A 22,298-nucleotide genomic window follows, 5' to 3' on the forward strand; every position below is an offset into this window, starting at 1 on the left:
CTCCGAAGATGACGGACACAGAGGACTACAAAGTCACGGCAATCAACTCGTTCCGTCTGGCGGTCGAATTGTTCAATCGACCTACCGAGCGAGGTCGTATTGTTGGGGTTCTGAAGTTCCTGAACCATTCCTTCGAGATGCTATTAAAGGCCTCCATATTGGAGAATGGGGGCGACATCAGAGGTGAGGATGGTGAAGGGAACACAATCTCGTTTGAGAAGTGCGTCAACTACTGTCGGGATGGTGATAGGGGGAATCATGACCTAAAGGTTCTTTCTGGGTCACAAGCCGCCGCTCTCCTTGCCATCAATAATCAACGAGACTACGCTGAACACGAACAGGTACAGATACAGGAGGAGCAGTTGTACCTCCAATCTCGACAAGCTGTGGAGATATTCGCAGAATTACTGAAGGAGGTCTTCGACGAGGACCTATCTGACCACCTCCCTGAGCGTATCCTTCCACTCGCTACGATGATGCCGGTCGATATGGTAAACCTCATTCAAGCCGAGATTTCGGAAATTCGTCACCTACTGAATGATGGAGAAGTTGATGAAGCAAGAAGGCGAGTGAAGTCACTTGATTCGCTCGAACGGGGATTAGATGATGAAGGAGGAACACCTTCGAAGGCACAGCTAAACGAAATTCTAGACTCGCTGGAAGAGGGGGAAAACCTTGAAGCGGTCTTCCCGAATGTATTCGCCTCCCTAACAGGCGATGTGAAGGCCGGAGAAGGGAGACGTATCCAGTTAGGGAACGACGATGGTATCCCCGCTAGTTACGTGCCATACGAGGAGATTGACGAGGATTCAGATGTTCACTTGTTTACTGAAAAAAACCTCCACGACAGGTTCCCCTTGGACCCCCATCCAGTCCGTGATGCTGTGCGGGAGGAACTGGGAACGGACATTTCATGGCAGAAAACGAAAGCTGTCATCAAAGAGCTAGGACTACTTGACGATAGGGAATACTATCGGGAGGGCATTTCACTGGGCGAAGGTGGCTCACGAGATGGCTACCACAAGGACGTGATACCGAAGGTGTGCGAGGCGGTTGAATCGGGAGCAGTAGACCCTGAAGAGGCGTGGGACGAACACAAATCCGAACTCTGGGGGTATGATTGAATAACGAGATATGTTCTGTACTTGCTTCAAGTCGCCTCTGAATACGAATTCATCACTGGTTTAAGAGGGTATTCATAAAACATGATAACCTTGTGAATCCATCTCGTATCAAGACCGATGCACTCTGAAGAGCGTTTCCACGAAATCGAACAAAAACTCCTCGAAGAGTCTGAGGAATACGACAATTCACATCCCAACGGTCAGCTTGGGCGTACGCTCTTGACGACCGCTGAGGTTCTAGCCCGTGTTCAACAAAAGGTTCACCGGAACATCTACGACGAAATTGACGAACAACACCAATATCAGGACATTTTCTTTTCGAAGGGAGTGAATGCACTATTTGCTCTCTATCGATTGGTGAAGCACAACCAATACGATGCCGCATACCGTGAAGTTCGATATTTGTTTGAGAGCTATCTTGTCATCAAGGGTCTCAATCGAGACAAAAACGAAGCCGCCCGGATACTTAAGCGTCAAAAGGAGGAAATACAGAATATAGACGCTGATAAGGGACAAGTGGAGAGAGTTCTCCACGAATATGAGTCGGTAGATGACCTCCACGACATCCTTTCCGATGAGAAATCGAAATTGAAGGATATGGACCCTACGTATGGGAAAATATACAACTTCCTCAGCAATCGAAGTACTCACCCAGTCAGAATTGAGGGTGCAAGTCTTGATGGTGACCGAAGTGATGTCGAGGAGACTCAACTACTGAAATGGGGTATCCTCCTCGGTTTCGGACTGGCTCAGCAGTTCCTCGTAACGTACTACGAAACCTCGGCCAAGGACCTGATTATGAAAGAGACGGAGCCCACTATTGAGCATATTGAAGCAGTGATACCGGAAGGTGTACCGACGTTTCTCACGGATTCTTACTAACCAGCGACGGACTGAACGAGTTCATGTGCCATCGGAGGAGACACCCTTATTAAAGTACATTCTCCAGATTGGAGCAGAAGAACTGTGTCTGATAACGATGATGAGGACGAACCACCACAGTGCGAGTATGTCTTTGACCCAGACGAGAGCGATGTGCCGGAAGTCGCACAATCATCTATAACTGAGGAGTGGCGTTGTCCTCACTACGCTGAAGATAACTTCGAAGGAGAGCACCTGTGCCTCTTCCATCTACCCACTTCGGAAAAGGACGCCAACGAGGTTCACCGTCATTTCGTTGATTGCGTAAGTGCCGATGGTGCGTTGGTGAAACGATTCGTAGGAGGAAAATTCGAGAGGCTCGCCATCCTTAACTTCGTACTCGGGTCAAATGACAACAACCCAATCGACCTTCGATATGCTTCCTTCGAAAACAGGCTTGACTTCAGTGGTTCAACTATCACCCAGCCCCTTTTTCTAACTGGAGCCGACATCGGCGGGGAGTTCCGACTTCCGGCAACGGTACTTCAGGGCCGACTATTTGCTCAGCACGTGGATGTCGAAGATGGAATATTGAGTAACGAAGCGAGGTTCTACGATAGCGTTAATTTCAGAAACTCAACCTTCAACGGCTTCGCAAAGTTTCGAGAGTGCCAGTTTGACGGAGAGACGAGCTTCTACGGTTGCGAGTTCAACGTAGACCCAGAACTGCCGCAACAGGGAATGGAAATAGCAAATCACCGGCCTACCTTAGTCACTTTCACGGAGTCCACCTTCTCTCAAGGAATCAATCTGAATAGTGCGATTTTCAACGATGTACTTGATTTTGAAAGGGTGACATCAAGCGGGACGGTTCACTTGGATAGTGTCGAACTCAACGAGAAGCTCCACACCTACTTCTACATAGTACCAGAGTCAGATACCGTCCCAGAAGAAAAGCCGACTGGACACTACATCGCAGAAATAAGTGGGGACATCGCTAGATTGCAGGTTTCGATTGAGAGCACTGCTGAGGAGCCCTGCATCATTTCGTTGCAAGATGCGGATATTGAGTCAGGCAGTCTTAGCCAGCCGGAAGCGAGTTTTGTTCATTTTGACTTTAGTGGGGCGACCTTGGGTGACATCAAGTTCAAGGACATGAACTCACAAAATGATTGGCGACATCTGATTTTCAACCAAACAGACTTTGATGATGTTAATTTCATCAACTATCGGTCGGCACTAGATGAATGTGGCTACGATTTATGTAGTGTCCACGACCCTCACGGCCTCTTCGAGGAGTTGGACTTGGCCGAGAAGGAAACCACATATCTTAGAGCCAGAATCGGTGCTGAGAAGATTCGAGACCATAAATCATCTTCTGAGTTCCATATTCGAGAACTGGATAACCGGCGTTCTCGACTTTGGAAGCAGAGGGACTGGCTATCTTTTGCGGCCTATCTTCTGTACGGCTTCACGAGCCGCTATGGGGAGAAACCCGGTCGAGTGCTCGCTGTGTTCACTCCAATATTGCTTATCAGCTATTGGTTATCCAACTCACAGCAAGTACCAGTACTTCTCTCGGATGCTCTTGGCTTGCTCTTTGCCGTACTTCCACCGATATTCAGTGGTCTGTTGGTCCTTGCTTCGTATCGATATATCGGCAATTGATTAAGAACAGATGCTTCTAATCAAAGTTGATTCACGATGACGGACGAGAAAAGTGAGTTCGAATTGTCCTGTTTTCTGGAGGAGCAGTCCAAACTCTTCACACTGCTTGGTGTTTTTGGAGGTGTCTCCCTTTATCTGGCCCAGTTCCCCGTCGAGGCGAATGACCGCTGGCTCAACGTAGGAATCGTTTCGAGTCTAATTATTTTCATCTTAGCCGCTTTCTCTATCCGACACCGGTTGCGGGAAGAATTTGACAGTAGCTTGTTCGACTTTATAATCAAGCCCCGAAGAGAGAGCTTTCGAGTTCTCACTTTCGTCGTGCCGTTCTACCTGCTAATTATCTCCGTACTGAGTGTCGTATTCCAATATCCAGCCGCTGGGTCGCTTATCGGTCAGGCATTTCTCGTCTTTGTGGGGATTAGCACTGTTCTCTGGACGATAGTGACTGGAGAGTCGCTTGTAGGATTTGACGACAACCTCGGTGAAGTTGGACGAGACGAGAGCGTGGTACGGTTTGCGCAGTATATCCTTGTTCTCTCTTTATTTGGAGTCACTTTTGCAATCCTCGGGATATTCCATACTGGAAACAAGTATGGATATGGATTCGAGAAACTCCGACAGTTTCGTCCCGGCCCCGGATTTGTACCGTTCATCACCAGTTATCTCGCCGGTATTCTCCTTGGTTCCTTATTGTACGTCGTTCTCTCGGTCTTTCTCTTCTTGCTCCATCTGATAGTGCAATATATCGACAGAATGGAAAATAAAGAGCAGTTTTTACAGGCATATCAAGTGATGTTTGGAGAGGAACAAAGAATAGAACAGACGAAACTCAACGAGTTTGAAGACGAATAGATAAATTGGAAACTTCTCAGACCGCACATATTGGGCTTCAAACTAACTAAATCCCTTCACGAGCTAATTGTACTAACCTTAACGAGAGACCGCTTAATCGGAGTTCCCTAATTAAATGGCGAATATATCCCTAAGATGGGTTAATCTCAATCCCCCGAACCCTTTATACGAGGGGACCCGTCGTAGAACGCCGAAAAGTCCCCTGTCTCAATTGACCCAAGAATTGGGGGCAACGCACCCCTTGCCCCGAGGAACACGCAGGAGCGAATCTATCTATGATTACCCGGGATGAATTCTCTCTCAGAAACCTCGCCCCTACCTCTCTCAAAAGGCCGACTCCGAGGTCTCGATTTGCAGTCATGAAATTACAGACTCTTTGAAGACCAGACACGATTCACGCCGAATCCTCGACTCCGACGAGAGCGAAGTTGGAGGCATCCCTCTGCTCCACTCTGGACTCCATCCCGAGTTCCACGAGAAACCTAGGGGTTCAACGACGACGTGGACGTTGACGCCCGACCTATACAATCCAACAGACGACGCCCCCCTTCAGCTTGAAGCAGGATTTCCACGATGCTGTTCACCGAGTCAGCTTCTCCTGCCTGTTCCGATACGTGACGAGGGCGTTGCCCTTGGGACAGACAGTAGGGAGAGTGACCATCAACGACGAGGACGGGTCAGGGTCTCTCTGATGCGCACGAGGTGGACGCCGAGATGAATCGGTAGACTGGAGACGTAGAGCAAGCGTGGGTGACGGGCACTCTCCGTGAGGAGTGGGATTCAGGTGTTCACGATGACGTTGGGTGGCGAGAACGTAGTGAGGAATGAAGGCTACGTGCTGACGGCGACGACGTAGAGGGCGAGGTCTCCCCAAGACGATGAATGGAGGAGTGGGTAGAGCGTAGTAAGGAGTGGAGGTGAGGTTGTTCTAGAAGAGATGAGGGGCAAGTATCTCGATGCGAATGCGAGGCGATGACTCTGTGAGTAGTGTGGCCTCGACCCGGCAGGGTGGGACGACTCCACGTCTCCCCTGTGTGGCCCGCAAGGAGAGTGGGCGTCTTTGTGTACGATGAAGGAGGGGCGTCAAGTATCTCTCTGAGGAGGGGTGGACCCGTTGCGTCTCGGGGGAAACCAATCCCCGAACCCACGGGATTCTTGTCACCCCCCTATCCCCCTCAAGGGGGGACTCAGAGCCTTCCAATCAGGCGATTCGGTAGGGCTGGGCGGAATACTTGTCTGTCGGGGAACACTTATGGGTACAAACTTCGTACCCATATATATGAACTACCAGACCCTCGGTGTGACTGTGACGACGACTGTCTTCGGTGGACTGTTCGTTGCGTCGTATCTCGTCATCACCACGATTGCGTGAACTCAACGCTGGCCGTCTCGCTCCCTAAGCATAGCTTCCTCCGAATTATTCTCAGTCGAGAGCCGTGCCGGTCGCTGAACAATTAGCAGGGGTTCACGACCAGAACCTACAATTTACCTAATACATATGGGAACTGACATTTTATCCATCAGTACGATGACCGAGAATCTTTCCCGCAAGAACCTAACGAAGGTCTGCACTCTCGACCGAGACGAGATGACGCCCGACGAGAAGCACATAGCGTTCCTCGCCGCTCTCTACGAGAACCGAGACCACGAACCGCTCACGACTACGGATATCCGCCGTGCGACCGGCTTGTCGAACAAGGACGTGCAGTACGAGCGAGAGAAGTTCGTCGAGCTTGGTTACATCGAGGTGACTCGGCCCGATGAATCCGACGAGAGTGGCCGCCCTGCTTCCTACCAGTACTGGCTCGAAAGCGATGGGAAGAAGTCACTCGTCAAGTACGAGTATGGAGACCCTGCCGACATCCGGCAGGAAACTCCGTATGACCTTGCCCAGAACGCCCTCGATGGCGTGAAGCAGGCAGAGAATCGTCTCAGGCTCGAACTCGCCTCTAACAAGCGAGTGTCTGAACTCGAAGACGAACTCGACGACCTCCAGAATCAGATTGCGACGCTTGAAGAGTCGATGAGTCAACAATCGAAATTCCGGCGAGCGATGTACAGTCGGGTAGAAACGCTCACTCGACTGTTCGAGCAACAGGGAATAGATTTCGAGGCAGAACTAGAGAAGACTCAAAACGAGAACTAACAGTTGGATATACATGTTTGCAGGCATACACTTATGCGTACAAAGTTCATATCAACTAGTTGATGAGTTTAAAGTCTCAAGTGTTCCTTGCGAACACCCCTGAATATGGAGTATCGCCTGTCGTAGGAGTCATTCTGATGGTTGCCGTGACAGTCGTTATAAGTGCCATCATCGGTGCATTCGTCTTCGACTTAGGAGACAGCGTTAGCGATTCGTCGGCGTCTTCTAACCTCGGTGTTCGAATCAGCGAGAATGCCGGAGATGTTGAAGTCCTCGTAACCACGGGGACAACTGACCGGCTCGACCTCCTCGTCGATTCGACTGTTGAAGACTCGAAGAACGACGTATCGCCGGGAGACACGCTTATGGCCTCGGGCGTTGCCACCGATGCAAAGCTGACTGTGCGTGCGCTGAACGACGGAAAGCAGACAGTTGTCGCCAGCGAGACTGTTCAGGACGGTACTAGCAGTAGTATTTCGTCGAATACTCTCGTCGTCGCCAAAGACGGCTCGGAAGATTACACGTCCATCGACCATGCTGTCAGTAATTCATCCGATGATGATGCCATCATTCTGACAGGGGACACATATTCTCCTGACGACGTTCTTATCGAGAACAACGTAACAATTCGTGCCGAAGACGGTGCTAACGTCGTCCTCGATGGGTCCTCGTTCGGGAGTGGGTCTCAGGCGTTCGAAATCGGCCCGTACTCGAACGTGGTCATCGACGACCTCACGATTCAGTACTACGACACGGCCATCAAAGCCGATTATACTGAAGGTACGTGGACGGTCAAGAACGCTACGTTGACCGACAACGGCTACGGTGTTCAAGCACCGTACACGTCTGGTGCATGGGCAGTCAAGAACTCGACCATTATGAACAACGCCAATTACGGAATTGACGCATATATGGCGAGTACGCAAGGTGATGCGACCGAGAACTGGTGGGGTGACACCAACCCAGACGACCAAGTGAACGGAAACGTCTCCACTTCGCCGTACTGTGACGACTCGTCGTGCAGTTCGACCAGCCCGTAATCGGAAACTCCGGTAAAGCGATAATCCCTGTTCCACGAACCTTATCAAGATTATCGGAACGTCTTGGTAGGATATGTTGATAAGGTCGCCTCAGTCAGTCGATTTCCTCTGTCTTGTTGCGTAAACGTATCGAATTCCCTTAAGTATCATCGGAGATACACTAATGCGTACATAATTCCCATCAATAATTATATATGAGTGACGAACTCCGACCTCGCCCAGAACAGGGAAGGATGACGGAGAACAGAACAACCGAGGCCGTCGTCTCGGTCTCATCATAGGAGCAATCGTACTGCTGTTGCTCGTGGCGATGGTTGGAGGAGGAGGAATTCCGTTTGGAGATTCGTCCTCAGATGTGGTCGTCGAGGAGCAAACGACTCCTGACGAGCCGTGCGGGATGGACCCGTGTGGTGAGGATGATGAACAGGAGTACAACGTCTCGACTCCCACAGAGAACAACTCCACCAACGATAGCGTCTCAGGCTCGGAGAACTCTGATATATCTGAGCCGGATGAAGAGCCTGCTGTATCTAAGCCGACCGCAGAGCCGTCCATCAGTTTCAGCGACGGACGAGTCATCAACGTTGACCAAGATACGGCATACGACGATATTCAGCCTGCTGTGAACGATGCGAATCCCGGTGACACACTCCGAGCGGATACTGGGACGTACGAAGGTCAGCACGAATACGAAGGATACGGAGCAGTCGCCATCATCAACAAGAGCATCACTCTCATCGCAGAGGACGGCGCTGTTCTCAAAGGGACGGGGACACAGTACTGGGCGAATAATCCGACCTCTGCTGGCTTCGTTGTCACCGCAGACGACGTGACCATCCGAGGATTCGATGGGACGAACCACAATACGGGCATCGCCCTCTATGACTCGGACAATACCGTCATCGAGGCAACCTCGTTCGACAACGGTAATATCTGGGCCACGGGCTCGGATGGGGCTTCTTTCATCGGCAACGATGTGACGAGGTTGAGTTTCTGTCGCTCGTCCGATGTTACTGTGCGAGGTAATACCGTCGAGAATCAGTTGGCCGTCAACAACGGTGCAGACGGGGCTTACGTCGTACAGAATGACATCGGATGGCTGTTCGTCGGCAACGGGGCGAACGTCGAAGTCGATGAGAACTCGATAACCCGAGTGCAGGTTCAGAAAGCCACCCTTGACGCCCACGATAACACCATCACAGGGAGCAACGAGTACGGCGTCGAGATTATGCACTCGACCGCTACGCTCACGAATAACGTCATTACAGGGAACAACGGGGGCGTCATGGTGACGATGCTGAACGACAACTTCCCGACCTCGGACGTGACCCTCCGCTACAACCAACTCTATGACAACAACGTCCAGTCGAGCGTCAACCTCGGGGACGTGGCATTAGACGATGGGCGAACGACAATCGACGCCCGGCAGAACTACTGGGGGCAATCCGGCGGGCCGAACAACTACCAGCTTAAGCGGGCGACGCACTCGTACCCAGAGAAAATCGACGTGTCGGACCACTGTACCAAACAGGGGTGTTCCGATAAGAAGTAACGCTTCTTGAAGCACAAGAAATAGAATATAGTTTCGTATAGACATCATACGCTTATCTGGAATCTTATATTATACGTACAACCAAGCTACCCACAGACTTAAGCAAACAAATATCGTAATGTCATTTATGAATCAATTCGTTAACTCTGATGCAGAGTCCCGGTTCGATGAATTCGAGCCGGATAACCTACTCCTGTCGGAACTGCATTACGAGGTCCTCAAGCTCTGGGCAACCACGGGCCTCTCGCACGAAGAGATAGCCAACCAACTCGACGCATCCGAAGATACCGTCCACAAGTACCTCACTCGCCGGTATTCAAAGTATGAGGACGCCCGAGAGAAGGCCGAGAAAGCCGAGCGGACCGCAGAATTCCTGCTCATCATCGACCCGAATATCCCCGACCACCTCGACGACTGATTCTCTCTTCTCTCCAGACCTACTTCTGAGGGAGTCGTACTGCCCGGCGAACTGCTTTGCACTCTCACTTCGCATCAATTAATATGCAAGACTCTTCCCCAGTAACACTCCTCCACGAGTTCGAGGCTCCTGAGTCCGGCTACATCGCTCTTGATACGTTCAAACCTATCCACGTCTCCCGAGACGATGCCCCAGCAATTCGTCTTGACGGGCGAGGTCTTCACACAGATGATGTGTTCATCATCTCGATGTACAAGGAAACGGAGACTGTCACTCGGGAGATGCTTGCCCGCTTGGATGTCGAACCGCACAAAGAACAGACGGGGCAAGATATGGACGGTGAGGAGGCGACTGTCTTCTGGGTTCGAGCCGATTACGACGACCTCGTGCCCCCGCTTGTTGAGACCGGACTTACGGTCGGTGTTCACGTGGACTTGCTTCGATTACTCGCCTCGCAGGAAGCGACGTTTCTCTGAGTGAGCGAGTACCTTTGTGGACAAACATCGTACTCATTAGTATGTCTTCACGTGCTTACCAAGGGGTCACTGTCTCGACCATTCGGAGTGACTACCTCGTGCTTGTGTCCCTCGGGGGAAGTCTCGTTGGCGAGAGCCGTCCGTCCATCCGAATTGAAGGAGTAACTGAAGATGGGGTGTACTGCGTCGTTGCTGTTGAATGCGATGTCTCCGAGTACTTCGCTGTAGAGCCTGAAGCATCGGGCGCAGGTAAAGACGGGGACTGCAGACAAGTGACCAGTTACTGGGTGCAGGATGACCTCGACTCCATCGTCGCTGGTCTAAAACCGGTGGGCGAACCAATTGGAATCCGTCTGGGCGTAGTATAGTGAGGGGCGACTCATGAGAACGGTCTCCGAGGGCGAAGGAATCGCCGGTCGGAGGGGCAGGTCGCTGGCTCTGGTCGAGCTGTGGAAGGCTTACTTGTCCTGCAAGTACAGATACGCAACGCAGTACTATTATTCACCTGTCATAACCGAAAAACCGTCCATTCAATCCGAATGTAATGGTCCGGTATATACACGGTCCGTCATCATGCCATTATGCCGATTCGCCAACACCGTCCGCCCACGGACGAGTTCGTTGAAGAATTTCAGGATACTATTGTGCCGTCTGCGATTCCTTCGGATGAGTTCATCAATTGGGACGGAATCGAATCTGACATCGAGAATTACGAGGCTCAGATTGAAGCTATCCTTGACTTAGAGGATGTTTCTGAGTCTGAGTTCGTTGAGGGCCTCACTGATGCCCTGATGGATGCTGATGATACTCGGAAATGGATTGATTTCTATTTCGAGCTATTGGGGGAGCGGGGAAACAAATACTCCGCATACGAAGGGGTCTGGAAGTTCTACGATGTCCAGCGGGCGATTGATAGGGGAGACCGGGAGTCGGCTCGGAGTCTGGCCGACATCCTGCAGGAAATTGGCCTACAGTACGTTGTGGACGAGGCTGATGTCAGGGACCACTATCGTGGGATGCTCGTAGGGATGGAGTCACACGCTCGGAAGAATAGGCAGGGCTTCTGCTTCGAGAATTTGGTCGAGGAACGGGTTGAGCATATTGCGAACCAACTTCGAGAGAATGGTCACTCGGTCGAAACGGATGATGAGTACACGACAGAGTATAACGACGAATCGGGCCAGAAGAAGACCGTAGATTTTGCTATGTTCGAGGATGGCGAGCTTAGCCTTGTCGTTGAGGCCAACGCCTACAAGGTCGGTGGGTCGAAGCCCTCGGAGATTCGCCGGTCGTACAACCATGTCGCTCAACGGATGCGAAACGACGACATCGCCTTTGTCTGGATTACGGATGGGCAGGGTTGGGAAAAATCACTCGCAAACGTGTTGCGGCAGAGTTACGATGATATTGTAGACCTTTACAATCTGGAGCAGGCAGAAACTCACCTGCCCCGTGATGTGGTGAATTTCTTCGAAACCGGCGAAGTCTAACTACTGATTTGGTATGGCCAGTGGGGTTTCGTGAATCGCACCGATGTCCTGCAGTTCCAAGCTAAGGTCCTCAAGTGGGACACCAGCACACAATTCTTCGACAAGTTCAATAGTCATATTGCGGCCAGTATAATTCCAGTAGCGGATGTCCTGCTCGATGAACAACCAAGGGAGGGGTTTCAGTAGAGCCTCAGGAGTCCGCCCGACGGAGAAGTCAAGCTCCGAGTCGTATTCATCGAGAACGGCATGTGGGGAGGCTCCCTTGTGGATGTCGTTTACTGCTTGGCAAATTGCTTCGAACGCTGTTTCGCTATCGTGTTCACGTTTCCAGTACAGGTCGGAGTAGATTTCTTGGTGTGATGGAGCGGGGTTCGCACTCTCCTCCCAGCCCTCAACACAGACTTTGAAATCGTATCCTTTGTTGAGCCACGCAGGGCGGATGAGGAAGACGGGTGTGCCGTCCTCCAGTTCGTCTACGACGTAGCTAATGTACTGCTCGTTACGATGTTCGTTTAGCGAAAAGGTCAGCACTACCCCAACCCGGAGCTTGTTGAGCGGGTCGTCCCAGTCCACTTGTGAGAGCATCGCATCGACCTCGGGCGGATAGTCATCAAAGCCCAATACGTCCAGTTCTCTGACTATTTCGACCACATCTGTCGCTCACCGGGACTAAAAATAACTATCCGTTACAGATGACTTGAACGGTATCTTACTCGAAGTTCCCGAGAGATACTTGTCCCCGTGACCCTCGCTCGCTTTCGGGGATGTTAGTGGCGATGATTTCGTCTACCTCATCTCGATTGTCGGCGTCACTATTGATTGCACGAGTGGCCCCTTCCACCTCAACGTGGAAGCCTGCTTCATCGTACATCTCGTACATCACACCGCTATTGCTGAGGATTACGTAGACGCCTCGTTCATTCAGTTCTTGTGCGGTTTCCAGCAGTCGTTTCTGGTCCTCTTTCCCGAATCCCTCTGCAGAGTAGTCGTTGAAGTATGCCGTTGGACTCATCGGTTCGTAGGGCGGGTCGAAATACACGAGGTCGCCAGCTTCGGCCTCATCGAGGATGTAATCGAAGTCGTCGTTGAATATCGTGGTTTCCTCCAGCACTTGGCTCGCCTTTCGAATCTCGCTTTCTCGAACCCAATCTGGGTTGCTGTACCGCCCGATGGGGACGTTGAATCCACCGCTACTGTTCTCACGATATAGCCCGTTGTAGCACGTGCGGTTCAGGTACAGTAACAGAGCGGCCTCCTCCAATTTGTCGAATTCTTCATCATGTGGGCGGCGATTGAAAAGTTCTCGTTGCTGGTAGTAGTACTCATCAATATCCCGCCCCTTCCGGTTGCTTTCCGAGAATTCCCTTTCGGGGTCTGGGTCGTCTTCGGGGTGCTGAAACTCCCGGCACTTTTTGATGAGTTCTTCGGGTCGGTCCCGCACCTGCTCGTAGAAATTCACCAGCCGAGAGTTCGTATCGTTAATAGTGCCGTTCTCTGGTTCGATGTCGAAGAAGAGTGCTCCTCCGCCAAAGAATGGCTCATGGAAGTGTTGATAGGACTCGGGGAACCGTTGATACAACTCATCTAACAACTGTCTCTTCCCGCCAGCCCACTTCAGAATCGGTGAGACCATTTATCGTTAGCAGTGTCTATTGGCTTTGGGGTTAAATCTATCCGTTCAATATGTATTGAACGGTTGCTTTCCCTGTACGCTTAAGCGACATCAAGATTGACGTGAATGCAACAGTGGTACAGGACAGAGACGAGGATTCGGGCAAGTTCACCGAGCAGTATCCCGAAGAGGCATTTCTGGAGGCCGTGGAACAACTTAAGACTGCGACGACGACCGAGATAGCGGAGGAAGTCGGTTGCTCCTATGATTTAGCCTACAGGCGGCTCAATACACTCGTAGACGAAGGGGAAGTCCAACGCAAGGAAATCGGCCCCTCATTCGTCTGGTCATCTGCATAAGTGCCGACGACGGTTACCCCTATTGGATTGCGAATTTCGACTGAGTAATCGCCTCGACAGGGAGTAGCTCGCCCCGGTCATCGGGGTCGAAACCCTTCACGTCGTCATCAGTGATGATATTGAGGTACTCGGGGTAGTCGTGGATATTGACGGTATCGGGAAATGCAGATTCTGTCTGCGTGAACTCCGAGGTGCCAATATCGCAAATCCGGTTGATGACCGTGCGAGACATCCCTCGACCTTGGTACTTTGCGTAGTTGAAATCCTCTTGGATGGCAATCCAGAAGATGGAATGGAGAAGTACCTCGGGGGAATTACCCACGTTGAATTCGTTTAGATAGCCATCCTTCTGAAGCACATCGGCTGGGTATTCACCTTCGTAGACCTCGTTCACTGCGTGCTTCATTTCCGACGCCAATCGCTGATTCCCTAGTTCAACTTTCGCTTCCTTAGTCTTCCAGTACAGGTCGGAGAAAATCTCGGCGTGACGTGGTGTTTGGCCGCCCCGAGTGTTAACCCAACTTTCTACGTTTACTGCGTAGTCAAGTTCGAACGGTCCCAAGTAGTGCCAGTCCTCGATGGACTTCTTGCCGGGGAATTCGAGATATATCCTGTCGCCAGTCGATAACTCCCCGACGTTGAGACGAAAGCTCTTGACCAAGCTACGGTTTAGGACCGTCATCTGGTGCGACTTGCGTATCCTGAGAAGAGTCGCCAAGCAACCGAGCAATTGCCTCCTTCCCTGCTCGTGTTGCAGGTTGTTCGCCCTTCGTAGCACGTCTTCACCCTTCGCTTCAAGGAGGCTATCGAATTCGGACCGAAGAACATCGGTTGGGTCACCATCTTCCGCCCGCTTCAGTAGAGATTGAACGTCGTCGGGAAACTGCCCATATGAAAGTGAGTCGTATTTCTGCTGATAACCCATCGTCCCAGTGTATCCGAACAAATCACTATAAGTCCTTGCTACATATTTAACCGAGAATCCATTCTGTTGTGTGGACGAGGATTGTACCTGTGAGGAACACAGGTACTACGATTGGCTATTCACCGAGAGAGGACGGCACCCATCTGACCTCTCCGTCGAAATTCGTCTCCCGGGTCAATTTGACTCCGATTTGGTCTGCCGCCTCCTTTGACACTTCGAGCGTCACCGTCGCTTTGTTCATTTGCGTTGGTCCTTCCTCGAACTCCTCCTCATCGGTGGTGTATTTGACATCGACGAAGGGCCCGAGATTCTCCCGATTGAATACCGACGCTCGGCTCGCACCCACCTTCGAGAACGTGCGTTCTTCCCCAGCTATTATCGTCACCGTGCGTGAGACTCCACCCTTTCCTCCGTCGCTGAAGTATCCGACCCATCCATCCTGCTCAGCGTACCAGTACTTTCCCTCGTTATTGAATCGCATTTCGCTGATGGCTGGTGGTTCCGAATCCACCAAGAGTGCGAGCTTAGGATTCCCAACGAATGTGTATATTTTGGCATCTCGGATGTTCATACTCCTCTTTGCTCAGGAGAGTAATTTAATCGGAGGGTCGGAGGTCTCGCCATCGAACGTCTATAACTTTTCCAGAATCGAGTGACACACGATATAGTACGCTATCTCGCTCGTCACCCGTCACTGAACCTGCATTATCCTCGATGATTTCTGCAACTTCGCCTCGTTTACCGTGAAGCTCGTCGAAGTCAGGGTCGGTGCTATCGGGTATATCCACTCGAATCCTATCTCCTACTTCGAACCGCCGTACAGTCATCGGTTACTCTATACGAGTAACGTCCATCGAGCCGGGGGCCGATTCCCAGCACAGGATTCGCCCACATCGACATTCGACCTCGCCCGAACCTCCAGCGTCGTTCCAGTCGAAAAATCGGTCGAGGAACTGAAGCTCGGTCTCGTTTGCCCGCCGTTCGTGAGTCCAGCCTTGAACCACGCACTCCAGTAAGTGGTTCTCGTGCCCGCAGTCGGAACAGACTACCCGGTCATCGACTTCGATGCTCCGATGTCCACTTTGTACGATGCTCATGTCTTCCTCCTGAACTCGATGATTTCGCCGTTCGGTTCGTATTCCATTTCACCAGCCTCCGAGATGGTCTCTCCCTTATCCAATTCTCCTTCAAAGCTCTCCAGAACCCACACTTGTAATTGGGCGTCGAACGGCTTTGGAAGGTCAGGCCGGTGTTCACTAGCTACGCCGAACGTTTCGATTCCCCCGTCCCCATCGGAATCGCAGGTCACTTCGATATTTACCGTCCGAGTCATTAGCCGATACTCTTGCTGGCAACCTCTTAAAGCATCGTCACCTCGAAAGGGGAGTGTTGAGTAACTCCTATTGTTCTCTCCTCTGTGAATGATGATATGAAGCGACGGCGGGTACTCATGGGGGCCTGCGGAGTCGTTGCGACTGTGTTTGCAGGATGTTCCTCGGGGGACGAAGTATCAACCTCAACGCCTACAAAGTCACCAACCTCGTCGCCAACGCCCACACCAGAACCAGAGCCGAAAATCACAGACGTACAAGTAACACAAGTCTCGCTCCCTCTCAAACCGAATCCACTTTCCTTCCAAATCTGGTACGCACATCTCAATTCGGAAAGGGGATACCGACTTCGAGCAACGACTGAGTTCAGTACTGGCCCGAAGTCGAATTCCAAGTCAGTCAAAAAAGTACACGGCCACTATCCGGGGTTGGATGGATTCGGGTTGAGACCTCCTGAGGACGCATCAACTGAATCGGACTTCATCGAGTATAGTGTCCAGTTGCTACACGATGGAGAAGTCTTTGACGAGGTGGAGGGCTCTTTGTCTTACGAGTGAGGCGTTCAAAAGAGTGGGATTCCCGCCACAGTAAGTAACTGGCGTGCTTCTTGCACAACCAAGTCGATAATACCGAAGTGGTCTGCCACTGGAAGCCCCAACAATAGGATGAGTGAAAGGAAGGTGAGTATGATGCACCGATTGAATGCCCTGTACTTGGTCTCGTTTTGTTCCCTGTTTGAATCGACGGTCACTTCGTAATCGAGCAGATGTCGTTCCCGCTGTTCGTCAACGTCGTCGAATGCTTGGTAGTCATGGAAATCAACGATGTCCTTCCCGGGCCGGTCGTAATCCCGGGAGCGAATCGTGTACAAACCGTAGCCAGCCGAGGCGAGTGCTGGAAGCAGGACCAGAAATAGGAGTAATGGATGAATTCCTTGGTTCACTAGTGCTCCGAAGGAGATGAATAGGGCATCCACGGTGACAACTGTGCTAATCTTATTCTCAACTGCTTCCCGACGGCCTTCTTCGTCATCGTACTTTCTACGAGCTTCTTCCAAGGTGAGTTCCAGCGTGGAGAAACCCTCGTGGAAGGCCTGTTCTGTCTCATCGGATGCAGTATCTGCTTCGGAGTCCGTCGAAGCTTCGGGAGTCACCTCTGCCTCTAACTCCCCACCATCAGTCATCGATAAGACTCGTTCCGCATCTACTACACTTTGAAGGGTCTTCCACAAGCCCCGTCATCTTTGCTACCTCCTCTTTATCGCTGTCTTCCTCACAGGTTTGGCAGAGTGGCATTATCCGATGGTTCTCCCACAACGGCTACATTTTTGGGAAGTATCGTCGCCTTTCGAATTCGCACGGTGCATGTACTCGGCGTCCTTCCGACATTTAGAGCAAAGTGGCATATTTAGGTGATAGGGTTCCCACAGCGACTACACTTGTCATCCGGTACATTCGACGTATCTCCCAGCGCATCTTGTGTTGTACTTGCTTCTCGTTTACAATCGTCACAGAGCGCCATTTACAATTCCCTCCCGCATCGGCTACAGGTCGGCTTCTGACCGCTTTGCTTTATCTTCCCACCCTGTACAGTCACTGTTTCCGACTCACCTCGACACTTTGAGCAAAGGGGCATCGTTAGAACTTCTTCCCACAACGACTACACTTCTGTTTGTTTTTCTGTTGCGTCGAAGACTGGGCTTCTTCACGACACTTCGGGCAGAGTGGCATGGTCACACATTCCCGATAATTCCGGTTAAACCCTCGGTAGCCGGGGTGGAAGTAAACACGGTGGGAATAGCCTACCCAAGCAAGAAGGTCAGATTGTACATCACAATCTCGTTGGTCTTCGAAATTGACCAGCGTATCAAAAACGGCGAGCTCTCGGTAGCGAGCGAGTACACTGAATAGGAGCAATTGATGTTCGGGATTTGTCTAGTTGGGGAGTGCCGGTGTGTTTCACGATTTCTGGTGATTTGGGTATTTCAGGAACCCCGACTCTCGTAACAGGGGAGAGTATATAAGATATTAGACCAAATATCTGGTATAATCGGATGAGCCTCAAAACCACCGTTCAGAAAGGGTCGGACGGACGGTTTCAGACCACCGTCCCAAAACGTCTCGGCACGAAGTACGACCTCGGCGGACAGCCAGTCGCATACCGAGTCGAATCCCGGGACAGAGTGAGCGTCCTCCTCGACCCGAGCGACGACGATAAGACAACCACCATCCACAAGACCTCGAACGACCAGTTCAAGCTCAACCTCCCCACGGGGCTGGCCGATGCGATGCGCCTCAACGGAGCGACAATCAACTGGGACGAGACCGACTCGCTCACTCGAATCACCTTCAAAACCGTCCAGCGGCGTGATAACGATGAGTGAACCAGAAGCCCGAACCGAGGCTCTGCGAGCGTACGGATACACCCGACTGTCCCAAGAGTCTCGTACCAGTATCGACGACCAGAAGGAGAGCATCACGGACTATGCCGCCGACAGAGAGGGACTGAACCTCGTCGAAGTCCTCGACGACGGCCAGCACCAGACGGGCTACGAGACCGAATCACGGGCCGAGTACCGTCGCCTCACCGACCTCATACAGTCGGGTGACGTGGACGCTGTGGTCATTCGAGGGGTTGAGCGGCTCGGGCGAGATTTCGATGAACGGCAGATGTTCATCATCTGGTGTCGGCAGAATGGCGTCGAACTCCACGACACCGAGCGAGGTCGAATTCCCATCGAGGACGAATACACGGCAGGCGTCGAGGGAATCCACGCCGCCTCCGACCACAAAGGCAAGGAGAAGGAAATCGAGCGAGCCCGCAAAGCGGTACAGAAGCGAGTGGACGACCCTGATTGCTTTCACGGCGAGCCGCCGAAGGGCCTCACCTACGACGAGGCGAAGCGAGGTCTCGTCGTGGACGATGAACAGCGAGAGGCGTTCGAGGAGGCGATGGAGGTCATCCGGTTTCGGGAAGACGGGCGTACGTACACGGAGATAGAGACTAAGACCGGCGTCAACCGTGCTCGCATCTCTCGCATCTTGAATAAGCAGGCGGACTGGTTCAAGCGAGCGAATCGGCTGAAGAACGGTGATACGTGATGAGTCAGAATCGCAATCCGAAGGTTGTGGAGGAAGCCAAAGAGCGGGACGATTTCACTTGTCAGAAGTGCGGTCTCCAAGACCCATCAACCGTAGAGGGACACCACATCGAGCCGCTGTCGGTCGGCGGAATCGATGCCGTTGAGAACGTCTCCACCCTCTGTGACTACTGTCACGACTTCGCACCGATGAACATCCAACCGACCGACTTTGAAGCTGTGTTCCAGATATACGTCTCGACGGGGCTAACTCCTGACCACGACCTGCTCCTCTTCGGGAGTATGCTCCACTCGGATATGGATTCCCATCAACAGGTGGCAGAGTCGCTCCACTACCTCTACGATAACTCGTTGACGATGCCGAATGCGTCGTTGGATATGCGGTGGATTCAGGCTTCAAGAAAGGTGGACTACAGAGGGATTCGAGAGTACTTCCCCAAGGGGAGTAAGTGCGGGGTTCACGGTATGGACACCGAACTATCACGCCAAGCGATTCTCCAGCGTGTAGACGACCCTGACTGTTACCACGGCGAACCACCGAAGGGCTCACCTACGCCGACGACAATCGGACGCTCATCGTAGACGCCGACGAGCGAGAGGAATTCGAGACGGCGATGGACGCCATCCGGCTCCGTGATGAGGGGAAGACGTACACCGAGATTATCGTCGAAACGGGCCTCGCTCGCTCACGAGTCTCCCGCATCCTGAACAAGCAGAGAATATGGTTCGAGCGGGCGAACGCCCTCGACGAGTCCGACCTCGAAGCTCCAGCGGACCGTTCCCCCGAAAACATCGGATAGGGAGTAATTCGAACCGATTCTGAAAGCTCTACCCCCTGCTTCGTTACAGCGTGAGGAAGAATTCCCGTCTGTGTAGCCTGACTATTCCGTGGGTCACTCCTCTTCTCGTAGTTCGCCTAACGAGGAGAGCCAATAACAATCTGAGTCTACACCGTCGGCGGTAGCGTGCGTCGAGAGGCCGGGGACGTGGTTCTCACCAGTGAACAGAACCACGTTCTCAAATCCATTCTCGTCGATGGATTCACTGATATTCTCCCACATGAATTCGTCTCTATAGGGTCGGAATTCGTCACTAATTCTACTCGCAACCACTGTGACGAAGGCGAACAGTAACGAGAACGCAACGAGCCCGCCAACTGAAGGATTCGCCAGTATGATACTGACCGCTGAGACCCCCAGTAGCGTACCGAACCAACTGAAGATTGAGAGCTTAATCGGGAAGGATTTGACCCGCTCTACTCGATTCATATCGACGGATTCGACCTCTGTCCCAAGGTCGTTTGCGAGATTTCTCGCCGCATTCAGTCCTTGGGCTTGACCGTTTTCCCACTGTACCTGTGGGCGCTTCCGCTGGCCAAGGATTTCACCGAGTATCACGAGTTGGACTACGAAATATCGGAGGAGACGAATTGTACCGATGAGGATACCCAGAGGATGCTTCAGCAACTGCCAGACTAAGTACTGAAGTAGGTTCGACTCACTAATGGGACTCTCGTGGAATACGCCATCCACTGAGTTATTGACGAATTCAGGAGCAATAGACGGGACCTGTCTGTCGGGGTGGCGAACACCGAGAATCGTGATGTGCGTTGAGCTTTCACCGCTCATCCTTGTCTGAGCAAATAACTGTCTCGCAAAAGAACGCTCTGGTACCCGTACAGATTGTGCTTACGCTACTGCGGAAGCCTCCTCCTCGGTGAGAGGCAGGCCTTCTGCGATGAGGCTTCGTTCTATGTCCGCTCGGAACTCGTGGAAGTCAGGAAGCTCGGGAATGTCTTTTGCCACGAATATGGGGGTGTCCAGCATCACTTCGACAGTTTCCTTGTGGAGATGGGGTTTCATCTCGCCGTTGACGCAGGCGAACACGAGATGGACAACATCGACGTGTTCTGGTTTCACCTCTTCGAATCGTGCTACCCTGTGCTCGTGGTCTTTCATACCATAGAGTTCGTACTCGATTTCGATGTTCAGTAATTGGCCGTTCCAGAACCCCCAGTAATCCGTCCGAGGGACCATGTTGCCGGGGAAAACCACGTCCATATTCGTGTGGATTGTGAAGCCGATTTCTTCCTTGATGGCTTCAGCATGTGTCTGTACGTAGTGCTTCGCCAGATATTGGCATTCAACAGCTTTCTTGATACCTTTCATGCGGGCCACGTGCTTGATGTTGGGTAGCTGGTTGGGCAGTCGCCATCTTTCGGGTAGGCCTGTGATTCGTTGCATCAGCGGTCTACAAGAGGCAGTGATTGTCATAACTCATTCTATATGTTTTATTTCAGTTATGATAAAAACGCTATACTGGAACACTTTCGCTCTCAAATAGACAAATTACAGTAAGCATCTTGCATACTTGCATAGATGCACCTGAGGTAAATTCACAGCCCGTCGCAAAGATGCGGCTAAGACGGGTGCAAACTTGGGTAACAAGTCAAATGGAAATCACTTTCACTGGGGCTGGCTCGGGTTCATACTCTCGCCCACAGTATGTTCACAGACCACTCCTCTTCTCTGGAGGGGCAAACATGTACAAAAATCAAATAAATTCAGTAGCCCAGACGAATCGGCAGTGGAACAGCATCTTATCGCTCATTTCGCAGGAGGGAATCGTCAAGCCACAGGATGCGACCCGAGTTGAGCCGAAGTCCTTCGAGCAGTTCCTCAACGACCGGGCCGATGAGGGATGGGTCGAGCGGTCAGCACATCTCTCGGGTGGTTGGCAGGCGGGTGACCGAGCCCGACACCTCATCCAACTGTCGCCCCGAGCGACTTATCAACTCCGTCGAGGCGTTCCGTTCGAACGGGTTCGTACCGACATCATCGAGCGGGATGGAAGTCGATGCACGGTCTGTCGCCGCTTCGAGTTCCAAATCCAGAAGGCAGGGTATCATCTCGAAGTCCATCACATCCAGCCCGTGCGAGAGGGAGGTAGAGACGAGCCAGCGAACCTCTGTACTGTCTGTGAATCGTGCCATAAGAACGTCATCCACGGGCATGGGATACGCCTCGCTCCAGAGGTCGGAACCGGGCCGGGAGCATCATGGCTAGTCTGTCGGTTCCTCTCGGAAATGGCCGTCATCGAGGTAGACCACATGTACAAGCGGGATTGTCCTCCGTACGAGCCCGGGCACGTCGTGAAGACGCTTCGGCAGTTGGAGAAGCGAGGTCTCGTGCGTCGCCTCGAACTTGAATCCCATCCGGCGAATCGTCGGCACACGTATTGCGTCGAGGAAGACCACGAACACGTTCTCATCCAGTATCCACACGAGAGTCGAGAAGAGTTAAGCGAGCGAGCCGCCGCTCAGTTCGGCCCCATCCGATAGGTAA

At 52.1% G+C, this 22,298-nt stretch carries 26 protein-coding genes; 16 read left to right on the forward strand and 10 right to left on the reverse strand.

Features of this window, described 5'->3' with window-relative positions; translation table 11 throughout:
- Positions 1–8: 8 nt before the first annotated feature.
- The 10 genes from VI123_RS04580 (at position 9) to VI123_RS04625 (ending at position 11,627) form a co-directional block, all read left to right on the forward strand.
- Positions 9–1,124 carry a DUF3644 domain-containing protein gene (locus VI123_RS04580; protein ID WP_336336870.1) on the forward strand — a complete coding sequence of 372 codons (1,116 nt, stop codon included), beginning with the start codon at positions 9–11 and terminating at the stop codon, positions 1,122–1,124.
- 117 nt (positions 1,125–1,241) lie between these two features.
- Positions 1,242–2,006 (forward strand): hypothetical protein, encoded by a 765-nt coding sequence (locus VI123_RS04585; protein WP_336336871.1) that lies wholly within the window; start codon positions 1,242–1,244, stop codon positions 2,004–2,006.
- A gap of 84 nt (positions 2,007–2,090) precedes the next feature.
- Positions 2,091–3,653 carry a pentapeptide repeat-containing protein gene (locus tag VI123_RS04590; protein ID WP_336336872.1) on the forward strand — a complete coding sequence of 521 codons (1,563 nt, stop codon included), beginning with the start codon at positions 2,091–2,093 and terminating at the stop codon, positions 3,651–3,653.
- 36 nt (positions 3,654–3,689) lie between these two features.
- A complete protein-coding gene (locus VI123_RS04595; protein WP_336336873.1) occupies positions 3,690–4,505 on the forward strand; it encodes a hypothetical protein in 816 nt (271 codons plus the stop codon).
- A 1,528-nt stretch (positions 4,506–6,033) separates the two neighbouring features.
- Entirely contained in the window at positions 6,034–6,651 is a 618-nt protein-coding gene (locus tag VI123_RS04600; RefSeq protein WP_336336874.1) for a hypothetical protein, read from the forward strand.
- Positions 6,652–6,713: 62 nt separating this feature from the next.
- Entirely contained in the window at positions 6,714–7,691 is a 978-nt protein-coding gene (locus tag VI123_RS04605) for a type IV pilin (RefSeq protein ID WP_336336875.1), read from the forward strand.
- Positions 7,692–8,046: 355 nt separating this feature from the next.
- Positions 8,047–9,243: a right-handed parallel beta-helix repeat-containing protein gene (locus VI123_RS04610; protein ID WP_336336876.1), complete on the forward strand. Its 1,197-nt coding sequence runs from the start codon at positions 8,047–8,049 to the stop codon at positions 9,241–9,243.
- 127 nt (positions 9,244–9,370) lie between these two features.
- A complete protein-coding gene (locus VI123_RS04615; protein WP_336336877.1) occupies positions 9,371–9,661 on the forward strand; it encodes a LuxR C-terminal-related transcriptional regulator in 291 nt (96 codons plus the stop codon).
- An 83-nt stretch (positions 9,662–9,744) separates the two neighbouring features.
- On the forward strand, positions 9,745–10,137 hold the full coding sequence (locus VI123_RS04620) for a hypothetical protein (protein WP_336336878.1): 393 nt from the start codon (positions 9,745–9,747) through the stop codon (positions 10,135–10,137).
- Positions 10,138–10,718: 581 nt separating this feature from the next.
- The gene (locus tag VI123_RS04625; protein WP_336336879.1) at positions 10,719–11,627 is read left to right on the forward strand and encodes a DpnII family type II restriction endonuclease; all 909 of its coding nucleotides are present in this window, start codon (positions 10,719–10,721) and stop codon (positions 11,625–11,627) included.
- On the opposite strand, the gene VI123_RS04630 is transcribed toward VI123_RS04625, so the two are convergent.
- Together VI123_RS04630 and VI123_RS04635 are read right to left on the reverse strand one after the other, a co-directional pair.
- Entirely contained in the window at positions 11,628–12,278 is a 651-nt protein-coding gene (locus VI123_RS04630) for a hypothetical protein (RefSeq protein WP_336336880.1), read from the reverse strand.
- A 58-nt stretch (positions 12,279–12,336) separates the two neighbouring features.
- Positions 12,337–13,260, reverse strand: coding sequence for a DNA adenine methylase (locus VI123_RS04635; protein WP_336336881.1), 924 nt, complete (start codon positions 13,258–13,260; stop codon positions 12,337–12,339).
- Positions 13,261–13,373: 113 nt separating this feature from the next.
- Here VI123_RS04635 and VI123_RS04640 point away from each other — a divergent pair, with 113 nt between their 5' ends.
- Positions 13,374–13,598 carry a transcriptional regulator gene (locus VI123_RS04640; RefSeq protein ID WP_336336882.1) on the forward strand — a complete coding sequence of 75 codons (225 nt, stop codon included), beginning with the start codon at positions 13,374–13,376 and terminating at the stop codon, positions 13,596–13,598.
- A gap of 19 nt (positions 13,599–13,617) precedes the next feature.
- On the opposite strand, the gene VI123_RS04645 is transcribed toward VI123_RS04640, so the two are convergent.
- The 5 genes from VI123_RS04645 to VI123_RS04660 all read right to left on the reverse strand — a co-directional run bounded on the left by VI123_RS04645 (position 13,618) and on the right by VI123_RS04660 (position 17,037).
- Positions 13,618–14,523, reverse strand: a complete 906-nt coding sequence (locus VI123_RS04645) for a hypothetical protein (protein ID WP_336336883.1) — start codon at positions 14,521–14,523, stop codon at positions 13,618–13,620.
- 115 nt (positions 14,524–14,638) lie between these two features.
- Positions 14,639–15,094, reverse strand: coding sequence for a hypothetical protein (locus VI123_RS04650; protein ID WP_336336884.1), 456 nt, complete (start codon positions 15,092–15,094; stop codon positions 14,639–14,641).
- 25 nt (positions 15,095–15,119) lie between these two features.
- Positions 15,120–15,350, reverse strand: a complete 231-nt coding sequence (locus VI123_RS19275; RefSeq protein ID WP_407066975.1) for a hypothetical protein — start codon at positions 15,348–15,350, stop codon at positions 15,120–15,122.
- 266 nt (positions 15,351–15,616) lie between these two features.
- Positions 15,617–15,856, reverse strand: a complete 240-nt coding sequence (locus VI123_RS04655) for a hypothetical protein (RefSeq protein ID WP_336336885.1) — start codon at positions 15,854–15,856, stop codon at positions 15,617–15,619.
- A 560-nt stretch (positions 15,857–16,416) separates the two neighbouring features.
- The gene (locus VI123_RS04660) at positions 16,417–17,037 is read right to left on the reverse strand and encodes a hypothetical protein (RefSeq protein ID WP_336336886.1); all 621 of its coding nucleotides are present in this window, start codon (positions 17,035–17,037) and stop codon (positions 16,417–16,419) included.
- An 870-nt stretch (positions 17,038–17,907) separates the two neighbouring features.
- On the opposite strand from VI123_RS04660, the gene VI123_RS04665 reads away from it, so the two are divergent.
- The 4 genes from VI123_RS04665 to VI123_RS04680 are packed head-to-tail and all read left to right on the forward strand — an operon-like array spanning position 17,908 to position 19,754.
- Positions 17,908–18,237 (forward strand): hypothetical protein, encoded by a 330-nt coding sequence (locus tag VI123_RS04665; protein ID WP_336336887.1) that lies wholly within the window; start codon positions 17,908–17,910, stop codon positions 18,235–18,237.
- On the forward strand, positions 18,230–18,955 hold the full coding sequence (locus VI123_RS04670; protein ID WP_336336888.1) for a recombinase family protein: 726 nt from the start codon (positions 18,230–18,232) through the stop codon (positions 18,953–18,955). Before VI123_RS04665 ends, VI123_RS04670 begins: the two co-directional genes overlap by 8 nt.
- Complete coding sequence (locus tag VI123_RS04675; RefSeq protein WP_336336889.1) at positions 18,955–19,536, forward strand: HNH endonuclease; 582 nt, start codon at positions 18,955–18,957, stop codon at positions 19,534–19,536. Before VI123_RS04670 ends, VI123_RS04675 begins: the two co-directional genes overlap by 1 nt.
- Before the next feature lie 32 nt (positions 19,537–19,568).
- Positions 19,569–19,754, forward strand: a complete 186-nt coding sequence (locus VI123_RS04680) for a hypothetical protein (RefSeq protein ID WP_336336890.1) — start codon at positions 19,569–19,571, stop codon at positions 19,752–19,754.
- 93 nt (positions 19,755–19,847) lie between these two features.
- Here the strand turns inward: VI123_RS04680 and VI123_RS04685 are convergent, their stop codons facing one another.
- From VI123_RS04685 to VI123_RS04695, 3 genes are all read right to left on the reverse strand, one after another.
- Entirely contained in the window at positions 19,848–20,582 is a 735-nt protein-coding gene (locus VI123_RS04685; protein ID WP_336336891.1) for a hypothetical protein, read from the reverse strand.
- 60 nt (positions 20,583–20,642) lie between these two features.
- Positions 20,643–21,197, reverse strand: a complete 555-nt coding sequence (locus tag VI123_RS04690) for a hypothetical protein (RefSeq protein ID WP_336336892.1) — start codon at positions 21,195–21,197, stop codon at positions 20,643–20,645.
- Positions 21,198–21,667: 470 nt separating this feature from the next.
- Positions 21,668–21,946: a hypothetical protein gene (locus tag VI123_RS04695; RefSeq protein ID WP_336336893.1), complete on the reverse strand. Its 279-nt coding sequence runs from the start codon at positions 21,944–21,946 to the stop codon at positions 21,668–21,670.
- On the opposite strand from VI123_RS04695, the gene VI123_RS19280 reads away from it, so the two are divergent.
- Positions 21,842–22,294 (forward strand): HNH endonuclease, encoded by a 453-nt coding sequence (locus VI123_RS19280; protein ID WP_407066987.1) that lies wholly within the window; start codon positions 21,842–21,844, stop codon positions 22,292–22,294. The two genes, VI123_RS04695 and VI123_RS19280, sit on opposite strands and share 105 nt — an antisense overlap.
- The last annotated feature ends 4 nt before the right edge of the window (positions 22,295–22,298 follow it).

The organism is Haloarcula sp. DT43, from assembly GCF_037078405.1.
GTDB classification, from domain to species: domain Archaea; phylum Halobacteriota; class Halobacteria; order Halobacteriales; family Haloarculaceae; genus Haloarcula; species Haloarcula brevis.